At 67.6% G+C, this 12,133-nt stretch carries 10 protein-coding genes; 5 read left to right on the forward strand and 5 right to left on the reverse strand.

Annotation, left to right across the window (positions count from 1 at the left end; genetic code table 11):
* Positions 1 to 81 precede the first annotated feature (81 nt).
* Positions 82 to 849: a TetR/AcrR family transcriptional regulator gene (locus DMB37_RS05300; protein WP_135231738.1), complete on the forward strand. Its 768-nt coding sequence runs from the start codon at positions 82 to 84 to the stop codon at positions 847 to 849.
* A 163-nt stretch (positions 850 to 1,012) separates the two neighbouring features.
* On the opposite strand, the gene DMB37_RS05305 is transcribed toward DMB37_RS05300, so the two are convergent.
* Positions 1,013 to 1,660, reverse strand: coding sequence for a pentapeptide repeat-containing protein (locus tag DMB37_RS05305; protein WP_135231739.1), 648 nt, complete (start codon positions 1,658 to 1,660; stop codon positions 1,013 to 1,015).
* 274 nt (positions 1,661 to 1,934) lie between these two features.
* Here DMB37_RS05305 and DMB37_RS05310 point away from each other — a divergent pair, with 274 nt between their 5' ends.
* Positions 1,935 to 3,101, forward strand: a complete 1,167-nt coding sequence (locus tag DMB37_RS05310) for a serine hydrolase domain-containing protein (RefSeq protein ID WP_135231740.1) — start codon at positions 1,935 to 1,937, stop codon at positions 3,099 to 3,101.
* A gap of 34 nt (positions 3,102 to 3,135) precedes the next feature.
* Here DMB37_RS05310 and DMB37_RS05315 read toward each other — a convergent pair whose 3' ends face one another.
* The 4 genes from DMB37_RS05315 to DMB37_RS05330 all read right to left on the reverse strand — a co-directional run bounded on the left by DMB37_RS05315 (position 3,136) and on the right by DMB37_RS05330 (position 9,336).
* Positions 3,136 to 6,318, reverse strand: a complete 3,183-nt coding sequence (locus DMB37_RS05315) for a carboxyl transferase domain-containing protein (protein ID WP_135231741.1) — start codon at positions 6,316 to 6,318, stop codon at positions 3,136 to 3,138.
* A gap of 107 nt (positions 6,319 to 6,425) precedes the next feature.
* On the reverse strand, positions 6,426 to 7,016 hold the full coding sequence (locus DMB37_RS05320; protein ID WP_135231742.1) for a hypothetical protein: 591 nt from the start codon (positions 7,014 to 7,016) through the stop codon (positions 6,426 to 6,428).
* Positions 7,017 to 7,020: 4 nt separating this feature from the next.
* The gene (locus tag DMB37_RS05325) at positions 7,021 to 7,518 is read right to left on the reverse strand and encodes a hypothetical protein (RefSeq protein WP_135231743.1); all 498 of its coding nucleotides are present in this window, start codon (positions 7,516 to 7,518) and stop codon (positions 7,021 to 7,023) included.
* 300 nt (positions 7,519 to 7,818) lie between these two features.
* Positions 7,819 to 9,336: an NAD(P)/FAD-dependent oxidoreductase gene (locus tag DMB37_RS05330; protein WP_135231744.1), complete on the reverse strand. Its 1,518-nt coding sequence runs from the start codon at positions 9,334 to 9,336 to the stop codon at positions 7,819 to 7,821.
* 249 nt (positions 9,337 to 9,585) lie between these two features.
* Between DMB37_RS05330 and DMB37_RS05335 the strand changes: the two genes are divergently transcribed.
* From DMB37_RS05335 to DMB37_RS05345, 3 genes are read left to right on the forward strand one after another with little or no spacing between them, the layout of a single operon-like run.
* Positions 9,586 to 10,395: an ABC transporter permease gene (locus DMB37_RS05335; RefSeq protein WP_370465396.1), complete on the forward strand. Its 810-nt coding sequence runs from the start codon at positions 9,586 to 9,588 to the stop codon at positions 10,393 to 10,395.
* Positions 10,368 to 11,126, forward strand: a complete 759-nt coding sequence (locus DMB37_RS05340) for an ABC transporter ATP-binding protein (RefSeq protein WP_206055194.1) — start codon at positions 10,368 to 10,370, stop codon at positions 11,124 to 11,126. The genes DMB37_RS05335 and DMB37_RS05340 overlap by 28 nt, the downstream gene beginning before the upstream one ends.
* On the forward strand, positions 11,123 to 12,124 hold the full coding sequence (locus DMB37_RS05345; protein WP_135231745.1) for an ABC transporter substrate-binding protein: 1,002 nt from the start codon (positions 11,123 to 11,125) through the stop codon (positions 12,122 to 12,124). Before DMB37_RS05340 ends, DMB37_RS05345 begins: the two co-directional genes overlap by 4 nt.
* Positions 12,125 to 12,133 lie beyond the last annotated feature (9 nt).

Raw genomic sequence — 12,133 nt, forward strand, 5'->3', positions numbered from 1 at the left:
GTTAGTATATCTCTTATACTATAAGGCGCATGCTAATGTTCCCGCCGTTCGAGCACAAGCGCTGAGGAGGCGAAACGCACCATGATCGACGACACCCCGCCGGACGAGCTGGTCCGCCTGTGGCGGCTGCCTACCGGGCCGAAACTCGGCAGGCCGGCGGGGCTCGATGTCGATCAGGTCGTGCGCACCGCGGTGGAGCTGGCGGACCGGGACGGGTTATCGGGTGCGACGCTGCCGAAGATCGCCGAGAGGCTCGGTGTCACACCGATGTCGCTCTATCGGCATATCGGGTCGAAGGAGGAGCTGTTCGTCCTGATGGCCGATGCCGCGACCGGCCCGGCCCCGGATTTTCCTGCGCCGCAGAATGATTGGCGGCCAGCGCTACACGAGTGGGCCGTTGCCCTGTGGTCGGTGCACCGGCGGCGGCCCTGGCTCACCCAGCTGCCGATCTCGGGGCCGCCGAGCGGGCCTGGTGCCATCGGTTGGATGGACGCGGGTTTACGCGCGTTGCGGCCCACCGGACTCGACGCCGGAGCGAAGGTCGGGGTGGTGATGGTGGTCAGCGGGTACGTGCGGCAGGCCGATCTGCTGGCGCAGCAGCTCGAACAAGGCAGGCGCGCAACAGGTCTCGATGAGACGCAGGTCAACCGCGACTATGGGCGGCACATGGCGCGGCTGGTCGAGCCGGAGCGCTTCCCGGACGCGGCCGAACTCTTCGGCTCCGGACTGTTCGAATCGGCGCCGCCGCCGTCGACGCCCGACCCGAGTCAGGATGATTTCGACTTCGGACTCGAGGTGGTGTTGGACGGTGTGGCCGCGACGGTTGCCCGTACCGGGTCTGGCACGTAGGGCCGACTGGCACAACGCATTCCGTCCCGACTCCGGGGCGTCGAAGGATCGCACGACGACGCAGCGGTAGGCGTCGCGGAAGAAGCTCTGCGGTGCGGCTCCCGCTGCATTCGCCGGAGCCGCACGACGGCCAGCCGCGCGGCGTCCCGGTTCGGCAGGACGTTCAGGAATCTCGGACCACGACGCCGAGGTGGCGGGCGAAGGCGGGGGCCAGTTCCATCAATTGGCCGTTGTCGATGGTTGCGCCGCGCAGGGAGTCGAGGCCGTCGATGATGTCCAGCGCGCGGGCGCCGCGCAGATCGACCCTGGTCAGCTTGACTCGATTTACTACGAGGCTTTCCAGGGTGGATCCGGGGAAGGTGACGTTGGTGAGCACGGCGTCACCGAAATCGCAGTCACGCAGCACACATTCGACGAACGACACGTCGCGCAGTTTCGCGGTGCGGAAATTGACCGAGTCGAATTTGCAGCCCTCGAAACGCACTCGGCGCAGGCTCGAACCCGCCAGATCCACACCGGACATGGCGCCCGCGAGCACTTCGCCGTCCAGCCAACTGGTGTCGGCGAGCTCGGTGCCGACCCAGCGCACATTGCGCAGCCACACGTCGGCGAACCTGGTGTGCCGCATGCTGCCCCGGGTGAACGCCACCGACGTGAAGGCCGACTCGCTGAAGCGGGCGTTCTGCACCTCGACATCGTCGAACTCGCCGCCGTCCAGATGCACGCAGTCGTAGTCCCCTTCCGGCTCGAGATCGCCCTCCCATACCGCGAGGTGGCGCGCGTAGGGCAGGTCTTCGAGCTGGTGCGGCATGCGGTTCCTCCGGTGCGGTTGGTGGTGCGACAACGGTCGAGTATTCCGTCCGGCACCGACAGGTTCATTCTTGCCACACGCAGCGAGACCACCGCATGCGGCGCTGGCAGGCATTGGTCCGGTGCCTCGACGCGACGCCCCTTCGGTGCGGATGATGAGGCGCACCCTCAGGTCGGCAGCGCCGCCAGGCTCACTCGGTTGCCGTCGCGACCGGGGTGTGCGGGCACAGCCGCACCGGTCCCGGCCGACCGGTGCCCGTGACATGCTGGGCTGCATGCGCATCGACGGAACTGTTGCTCCGGGGTACACGGCGGTTCGGGACGCGTTCGCGGCGAACTTCGCTGATCAGGGCGAGGTCGGGGCGGCCGTGTGCGTGTATCGGGACGGAAAGCCGGTGGTCGACCTGTGGGGTGGGCTGGCCGACCCTGACACCGGCCGGCCGTGGGAGCGCGACACTCTGCAACTGGTCTACTCGGCCACCAAAGGGGTGGTGGCGGCCGCGGCCCATCTGCTGGTCCAGCGCGGTCAGCTCGACTTGGACGCACCGGTGGCCCGATACTGGCCGGAGTTCGCGGCGGCGGGCAAGGGTGAGATTCCGGTGCGCTGGTTGCTGACGCATCAGGCCGGTCTCGCCGCGATCGACAAGCCGGTGCCGCTCGCCGACGCGCTGGCCTGGACACCGATGGTGGACGCGCTGGCCGCGCAAGCGCCGAACTGGGTGCCAGGCACCGACCACGGCTACCACGGCCGGACCTTCGGGTGGCTCGTCGGTGAGGTGATCCGGCGCATTACCGGGCGCACCGTCGGGCAGTTCCTCGCCGAGGACATCGCGGGGCCCCTCGATATCGAGTTCTTCATCGGATTGCCCGCCGCCGAACACCATCGGGTCAGCCGGTTGGTGTTCGCGCCGAAACCGGATCTGACGGCACTGCCGGACGAGCTGGTGCCGGAGCAGTTCCGGCCGATGGTCGCGGCAATGCGCGACCCGGAATCCTTGGCGAACCGGGCCTTTCAGATCACCGACCCGCCCGACATCGACTTCAACTCCCCCGCCGTGCACGCCGCGGAGATTCCCGCGAGCAACGGCATCGGCACCGCGCGCGGGCTGGCGCGGCTGTACGCCGCGTTGGTCGGCGAGGTCGACGGGCACCGGCTGCTGACCGCGGACACCCTCGACGCCGCCATCCGCGAGCAGACCAGCGGCATCGATCGGGTGATCATGCTGCCGGACCGCTATGCCAACGGATTCATGCTCCCGATCGCCGATCTCCCCCTGGGCGGACCGAATTCGTTCGGCCACCCCGGCCGCGGCGGGTCCCTCGGCTACGCCGACCCCGAACGCTCCCTCTCCTTCGCCTACGTCACCAACAACATCATCGAAAACGCTCTCGACCTACGCGCCCGCAACCTCGTCGACGCCCTCGAATCCGCCCTCGCCTAACTGCGGAGTGTGGGTGGGCTTCGTTGCGGGTGCGCTAGCGGAGGGTGCGGATCCAGCGGCGGGTATCGGCAGGGTCGATTACGTCGTCCAGTTCGAGGACGGTGGCGGCGGTCAATGCCTTGCCGCTGGCGTAGGCGAGGCCGACTAGGTTGTCGAAGGCTTCCTGACGTTTGACCGGGTCTTCGATGGCGGCGAGCTCTTTGGCGAAGCCGAGGCGGACCGCGCCTTCCAGGCCCATGCCACCGATTTCGCCGGTGGGCCAGGCGATGACGAAGTGGGGTGCGCGGAAGGAGCCTGCGGCCATGGCTTGGGCGCCGAGGCCGTAGCCCTTGCGCAAGACGACGGTGCCCCACGGGACCGACAGCGCGGCCGCGTCGATGAACAGACGGCTGAATTTGGTGACGGTGGCGTCTTTCTCGGCTTCGGGGCCGACCATGAAACCCGGTGTGTCGCAGAGGGAGACGATCGGTAGGTCGTTGGCGTCGCACAGGCGCAGGAAGCTGCTGAGTTTGTCGGCGGCGGGGGCGTCGATGGCACCGCCGAGGTGGTGGCAATTGTTGGCGATCAGGCCGTAGGGGCGACCCTCGACGCGGATCAGGGCGGTAACGATGCCGACGGCCCAGTCGCGGCGCAGCTCGAGGATGGAGTCGAGGTCGGCGATGGCTTCGATGGCCGCCCGGATGTCGAAGGCGTGTAATCGGTTCTCCGGCACCACGTGGCGGGACAGGCGCGGGTCCGGAGCGGTCCAATCATCAACCGGCCCTTGAAAGTACGCCAGATATCGCTGGGCGACGCGGACAGCTTCGGCTTCGTCGGCGGCGACGAGGTGCACGACACCGTTGCGGCGCTGAACCTCGATCGGGCCGATGTCCTCGGGTGCGTAGACGCCGAGGCCGCCGCCTTCGATCATGGCCGGGCCGCCCATGCCGATGTTCGCGTCGGGGGTGGCGATCACCACGTCGCACATGCCGAGCAGAGCGGCGTTGCCCGCGAAGCAGCGGCCGGACACGATGCCCAGCAACGGAACTCGGCCCGACAGCGCACCCATCGCACGGAAGGTGGTGACGTCGAGGCCCGAGATGCCGCCGTAGTCGGTGTCGCCGGGGCGACCGCCACCGCCCTCGGTGAAGAAGACCACCGGAAGGTGTTGCGCGCGGGCTAGTTCGAGCATGCGGTCGGTCTTGGCGTGGTTGCGCATGCCCTGGGTACCTGCCAGCACGGTGTAGTCGTAGGACATAACGACTACCCGGGTGCGGTCGGCGCCGAACCGGTCGGCGTTGATGGTCGCGACGCCACCGATCAGGCCGTCGGCGGGGGTGTTCGCGATCAGGTCTTCCGGGCTGCGGCGCAGGCGTTGCGCGGCGACCGCGAGTGCGCCGTATTCGACGAAGCTGTCCTGGTCGACGAGGTCGGTGATGTTGTCGCGGGCGGTGCGTCGGCCGAGCCGGTGGCGTTTGGCGACCGCCTCGGGGCGGGACTCATCGAGGGTGATGCGGTGGCGGTCGCGCACCTCGGCCAGATCCGGGCGGATCGCGTCGAGGTCGACCGTCGCGATGTCGGTGACAGACCCATCGTGGTCGGCTTCGGCCCAGACCAACAGGGGCGCATGGGGGTCCACCGTCGTACCCGGTTCGGCGATGTGCCGTCGGATGCGTAGCGGTTGCTCGGCGCGCAGCACGTGCTGCATCTTCATCGCTTCCAGCACGACGACCTCGGCGCCCGCCGCGACGACGGTGCCCGGTTCGACCAAGCTGACCACGGTGCCGCCCATCGGTGAACGCAAGGTCTGTTCGTCGTCTTGCAGGACAACAGAGTCCGCGACGACCGAAACGACGCCGGGTTCGATAGGTACCGCAGGCGTGTAATCGATTGCCCGAGCGGAGAGCTCGTTCAGATTGTCTTCGAACCATGCAGTCGATACGGTGACTCCACCGGCGAGCTCGTCCAACACCGCTCGCAGCAGCGCCACATTCGTATCGACACCGATGACCACGGTTTCGGCCAACGCGTCCGAACAGCGTCGCAGCGCAGCCGAGTACGACGGACCACGCGCGATCACCTTCGCCAGCAACGAATCGAACTGTGCCCCTTGCCGCATACCGGCGTAAGCGGCCGTGTCGACCCGAACACCCACCCCGGTCGGCGCGGCGAACTGGGCCACGGTGCCGGTGCTCGGAAGCACATCGCCACCCGCAGTGACGTTTTCGGCATTCACCCGCGCTTGCACGGCGTACCCACGCGGACCCTCAATGAGCACCTCGAGATCATCGAGACTGCGCCCCTGCGCCAGATCCAGTTGCAGCGCCACGAGATCCACCCCCGTCACCTCCTCGGTGACCGTGTGCTCCACTTGCAGTCGCGGATTCACCTCGAGGAACCACGCATCCGCACCACGCACCAGGAACTCGACGGTGATCACCCCGCGACACCCCACCGATTCGGCCAACCGCACCGCATCACCGTGCAGTCGTTCCCGCAGCACCGCAGCCAGATTCGGCGCAGGCGCCACCTCGATCAACTTCTGCTGCCGCCGCTGCACGCTGCAATCCCGGTCCCCGACAGCCACCGCCCGCACCCCATCGGCCACCACCTGCACCTCGATATGCCGCGCATCGGCCACCAACGCTTCCCCATACACCGCGTCGTCCCCGAACCCCGCCAATGCCTCCGCCCGACACCGCTCATACGCCTCCCCCAGCACCCTCGGGTCCCGCACCACCCGCATCCCGCGCCCACCACCCCCAGCAGCCGCCTTCACCATCACCCCCTCCGGATGCGCGACCAGCAGCTCCGCGATCTCCGCCGCCCCCGCCCCCGCCGAGGTCGCCGCCAACACCGGCACACCAGCCCGCTCCGCCGCCGCCCGCGCCGCGACCTTGTCCCCGAACGTCCGCAACACCTCCGCCCCCGGCCCCACGAAAACCAGCCCCGCCGCCGCACAAGCAGCCGCCAACTCCGCACTCTCACTGAGAAACCCATACCCCGGATGCACCAACGCCCCAACCCCACCCACCTGGGCCGCCGCCACCACAGCCTGCACATCGAGGTACGCCCCAGCACCCTCCCCCGGCAGCCGCACCACCTCATCCGCCAACCGAACATGCAGCGCTTCCCGCTCCGCAGCAGTACACACCGCCACAGTCGCATACCCCCGCTCCCGAGCAGCCCGCAGAACCCGAACCGCCACCTCCCCCCGATTAACCACCACCACGCGCATCCCGCCAGTCTCCCCCAGCCCCAAGCCGGCACCGAACGGGACATGCCCGGGGTAGAGCCGGCCACCGCCCCCCCCGCTCGGCAGTGTCGGCGGGGCGGTGGTATCGATTACTCCTGAACCGGCCGGACTTCGCTTGCCTTGCGGTACTTCCCGTGTCGCCCTTGCCCGATGAGCCACGTCACCGGCATCCCCGGCGTGATCCGTTGGTCGTCGCCCTCGTACTGCCAGCGCGAGAACCACACGTCGTCACCGGAGGTGCTGGCGATGAGGCCGTCATAGCTGTGCGGCAGCCACCATCGAACCACCCCGTCCAGACTCGGATCGGGCTCCTTCGCCGCCTCGACCTGCCCGTACGGTACCGAGCCACTCGGCCCCTGCCACCCGTTCAAAGTCGGGAGCAACGGCTGGTCCCCACCCGTACCGTCGGCGGGCCAGATCTTTCCGCTGCGGGTCAGGACATCGTCGTGGATGCGCTGCGCGAGTTCACACGCCACACCACTGGGGGTCGGCTCACTCGGCGTACAGCCGACCAGGACGTTCAAGGCCGGAATAGTGAACTCGATCCACCATTCCGGTGGAGAAGGTTGCCGAAGGAGGTGCTCAGGGATCGTTTCGTCGATGTGTACCTCGAAGCCCAGAGCCGACTCGATATCAGCCGCCAGCAAGTCGGCGCCGCGCCTCGATGTTTCCTGATCCATGGAGCTATCCTCCCGAATAGGGGACGGTGCAACGGTTGATGGGGGTCACGTACAGGTGTTTCCCGGCAGCGTGCGAAGCGATCACCTGGATCTCGTCGCCGGAGTCGTACACATAGTTTCCGCCCTGATACCGAGGAATCGTGAAGTGCAGGTTGTCGTCCTTGTGGATCGTCTCGGTTTTCAGCGGCGAGCCGTTCACCAGTATCTGGTAGTCGTATCTGCCTGGTACGTGGGAGATGTCGTTGATGAACATGGCCCACGCGATGTTGCCGATGTAGTCCGTTCCGGCCGGCCTGGTGTCGACCTCGACCCTGCCCCAGTTGGTCGTGACTCGATAGTTGGTGCACGGCTGGTAATCCGCCTGTGCGGCTCCAGCGGCCTGCACACCGGTGATCATCAGGATCATCGATGCGACTGCAAAGAGCAGTGATCGAATGGGGCCGGCAGAGCGGCCGCGAAGGCGCCCATGCGCGGCCGGATCGCCCGTGTGGAAAAGGTTCATGACTTGCTCCCCCTGTGTTCTGAGCTGCGAACAGCTGCAACGCAGCTTCGGACACTCCCCGGTCCGAAACTTGTTTGTCACAGGGTTTGACGGCCGACCCGGCGGATCGGTTCCCCGATTTCGGAAGATATTTTCTTCCGCCCGGAGGACCAGTCAGTTCGATGCTCAGTGCTGGCGCACGTCGGACGCACGCTCGGAGGCCCGAATGGCGTCTACAGGCTTCGCACACAACGACACCGGAGACTCCCCACCGCCGGCCCGGCGTGGGCCGCTACCGCAGCGCGGCAGCTCGACCGAGGTTCAGGCGGTGCGGGTCGCTTCCAACGGACGTCCTTCAGAGGCATCCCCAGCGGAGCTCGCGCTGCGGGAGAAGGTGAGAACACCGTCTTCGATCGGGCCCTTACGGAGCATCTTGCGATCGCGGAAGTAGTTATTGATGACCTGCCAAGGGCCGCGAACACCTTGACGCGGCATCACCGCGTCACCGCGCTGGATGTAGCCGGAGGTCAGCGCGCCACCCATGACCGAGTCGGGCGAGCGGTCGCCTTCTTCGGCCACCGCGACCATCCGCGTGTAACCGTGCGCCTTCATGTGGTTGAGAACCCGGCAGAAGTACTCGGCGGCAAGGTCTGCCTTCAGCGTCCAGGACGCGTTGGTGTACCCGAGGACCATGAGTGCGTTGGGCACCCCGTCGAGCAGCGCACCCTTGTAGACGACGCGGTCGCGCGTGACGACGGGTTCGCCGTCCACCTCGAGGGTGGTGCCGCCGAGCATCTGCACGCGCAGCCCGGTCGCGCTGATCACGATGTCGGCGGGCAGTTCTTCGCCGGAGGCGAGCCGGATACCGGTCTCGGTGAAGGTCTCGATGCGGTCGGTGACGATGGACGCCTTACCGCTGCGCAGCACCTTGAACAGGTCACCGCTGGGCACGACGCACAGCCGCTGGTCCCACGGGTTGTAGGACGGCGTGAAGTGCCGCATGTCGATGTTCGGCCCGAGCTGCAGCCGCACCGCGGCGAGCAGCAGCTTGCGGGATGCCGCGGGATTGGTGCGAGACAGCTGGAAACTGGCGCGCTGCAAGGCGATATTGCGCGCCCGGCCCGCCCGGTAGGCGATCTTCGCGGGCACCCGGGCCAGCTTCATGCCGACGGCGACGGGGTCGTCGGCGGGCAGCGCGGTGATGTAGGTGGGCGACCGCTGCAACATGGTGACGTGCGCTGCGTCGCCGCTCATCGCGGGCACGAGGGTGATCGCGGTGGCACCGCTGCCGATGACGACGACGCGCTTGCCGCGGTAGTCGAGGTCCTCGGGCCAGTGTTGCGGGTGCACGATCTGCCCGCCGAAGTCCGCCTCGCCGGGGAACTCGGGCCGGTAACCGTTGTCGTAGTCGTAGTAGCCGGTGCAACCGACCAGGAAGTTGCTGGTGAAGGTCTCGACGTCGCCGGTCTGCTCGTTCAGCGCCTCGACGGTCCAGATGCCTGCCTCGCTGGACCAGCGGGCGGTGGTCACCTTGCGCCCGAAGTGGATGTGCTCTTCGACGCCGTATTCGACGGCGGTGTCCTCGACGTACTGGCGGATGTGCGGACCGTCGGCGAGCACCTTGGTGCCGATCCACGGGCGGAAGCCGTAGCCGAAGGTGAACATGTCCGAGTCGGACCGGATGCCGGGGTACCGGAACAGGTCCCAGGTGCCGCCGATGGCGGTGCGGCGCTCCAAGATGGCGTAGCTGCGTCCGGTCTGCTCACGGGTGAGGTGGCAGGCCATGCCGATGCCCGAGAGGCCCGCGCCGATGATCAGTACGTCGACATGCCGCGTCATTGAGGATCTCGTTTCGTCTGGTCACGCCTCGGTCACCTTCGACCGAGAGCTCCTTGTCGAGGTTACGTGTTATTTCAGGTTACGTCTAGTAGCGGTTGCTGGGAACACGCTGACGAGGGGCGGCCCAATTAAAACCGGGTTGGTTTCAACCGGTGACTCCGCCCCGCGGCGCGCACAGCATGGATAACTGCGGCGCGCTCAGCGGCGATCCGCGTCCCTGTCCCCTACCCGAGGTGTCGCGTGTCATCAATTGTCTTGGAGCCGACACCGATTCGGGTTCGGTCGGCGGCTCGCTGGCGGCCGCGCAAGACCTGGCTGCGGGCCGTCAGCCCGCTGGTCCTCGTAGTCGCATGGCAGGTTGCCAGCGCCACCGGCGTGCTGCCGGAGCGGTTGCTCGCGTCGCCGGTCACCATCGCGGAAACCACCTGGGAACTGCTGCGGGACGGGACGTTGCAGGAAGCGATCACGGTATCGCTCGGCCGCGCGGCGACCGGATTCGTGATCGGAGCCGTGCTGGGGATCGGCCTGGCCGTACTGGCCGGTTTGAGCACGGTCGGCGAGTACGTGGTCGATCCGCCGATGCAGATGCTGCGCACGGTGCCGTTCTACGGGCTGATCCCGTTGCTGATCCTGTGGTTCGGCATCGGTGAGCTACCGAAGGTGGTGCTGGTCGCGTTCGGCGCGGCAATCCCGTTGTACCTCAACACCTTCGCCGGTATCCGCGGGGTGGACGGCAAACTGGCCGAGCTGGCCGAGGTGCAGCAGCTCGGCCGGCTCGCGCTGCTCGGGCACATCGTGCTGCCGGGGGCGCTGCCGCAGACCCTGGTCGGATTGCGCCAGTCGCTGGGTATCGCCTGGCTGGCGTTGATCGTCGCCGAACAGGTCAATGCCGATGCGGGACTTGGTTTTCTGATCAACGACGCCCGCGAATTCCTGCGCACCGACGTCATCGTCGTCGGCCTGCTGGTGTACTGCGTGCTCGGCCTGCTGACCGACGCGTTTGTCCGACTGATCGAGAGGAAGGCGCTGGCATGGCGACGCGGGTTCTTGGGGCAGTGATCACCGCCGAGCCGGTGGTATCCGAGCCGCCGGTGGCCCGGGTGCGTGGGCTCGTGCGCGATTTCGACGGCCGCCGCGTGCTCGACGGTCTCGATCTCGACATCGCCCCAGGCGAATTCGTCGCTTTGCTCGGCCGCAGCGGCTCGGGAAAGTCCACCCTGCTGCGCGCGCTGGCCGGTCTCGATCGAGGCGTTCGGGGCGAGCTGACCACGCACGGCACCATTGCCGTCGCCTTTCAGGAACCGCGCCTGGTGCCGTGGAAACGGGTGCTGGCCAACCTGTTTCTCGGTTTGCGGCACCCGGATCCCAAGGCTGCGGCCCGCGCCGCACTGGCCGAGGTCGGCCTGGCCGAGCGCGCCGATGCCTGGCCCCTGACGCTGTCCGGCGGTGAGGCGCAACGGGCCAGCCTGGCTCGGGCCTTGGTCCGCGAGCCGGATCTGCTGCTGCTCGACGAACCCTTCAGCGCCCTCGACGCACTGACCCGAATCACCATCCATCGCCTGGTCATCGACCTGTGGCAGCGCCGCCGCCCCGGTGTCCTGCTGGTCACCCACGACGTGGACGAGGCGCTGCGCCTGGCCGACCGGGTGCTGGTGCTCGGCGATGGCCGCATCGCCCACGAATCCCGCATCGAGCTGCCGCGTCCGCGCCGCAGCGATCACCCGCACCTGCTCTCCCTGCGCGAAACTTTGCTCGCCGAACTCGGCGTTGCACCGGAAGGAACCGAATGAAAGCCAGAAGGCTGCTGCTCGCAACGACTCTCGCACTGGTCGTCACGGTCGGCACGGCCTGCGGGTCCGACAAGTCCGGCGACGCGGCGGTGCGTCCGGACGGTTCGGTCGACCTGTCCCAGGTGACGGTGCGCGCGGGCGATCAGAAGGGCACCGGGTTGCAAGCCTTGCTCACTGCGGCAGGCGAGGTGGCGACGCCCTACAAGATCACCTGGTCGCAGTATCAGGCGGGCCCGCCGATGCTGGAAGCGATCAACTCCGGTGCGGTCGATATCGGCGGCGTCGGCAATGCCCCGCCGATCTTCGCCGCGGCGGCCAAATCAGCGATCAAGATTGTCAGCGCGTACCAGGCCGGCAAGGACGGTCAGGGCATCGTGGTGCCCAAGGATTCGCCCTTGCGCAGTCCGGAAGAATTGCGCGGCAAGAAGATTGCCGTCACCAAAGGCAGCTCGGCGCACGCCCACCTGCTCGCGGTGCTGAGCAAAGCAGGCATCAAATGGGACCAGATCGAGCCGCAGTACCTACAGCCGCCGGATGCACTGGCCGCGCTGACCACCGGCCGGGTGGACGCGTGGGCCATCTGGGATCCGTACACCGCCCAAGCCGAGCAGCAGGCCAATGCACGAATCCTGGTGAGCGGCAACGGTTATGTGACCGGTGACGCCTTCTACGTCGCCGGTGACAAAGCACTGGGCAGTAAGGCGACCGCCGCCGCGCTGCGTGACCTGCTCGCCCGCATCGCTCGGGCGCACGCCTGGGTCAACACGCACCCCGAGCAGTGGGCGAAGACCTACGCCGAACTCACCGGCCTGCCCTACGACGTCGCGCTCACCGTCGTGAAACGTGGCCCGTACCAAGACCATCCGCTCGACGCCGCCGCCATCGCCGCCGAGCAGGGCGTGGCCGACGCGTTCGCCGACGCCGGGCTGATCCCGCGCAAGGTGAACATCGCCGACTACACCGACACCCGCTTCAACGACCTGTTCCCCGCTTCCTGAGGAGTTGGC

Origin of the sequence: Nocardia sp. CS682 (assembly GCF_004634405.1) — a bacterium.
GTDB classification, from domain to species: Bacteria; Actinomycetota; Actinomycetes; order Mycobacteriales; family Mycobacteriaceae; genus Nocardia; species Nocardia ninae.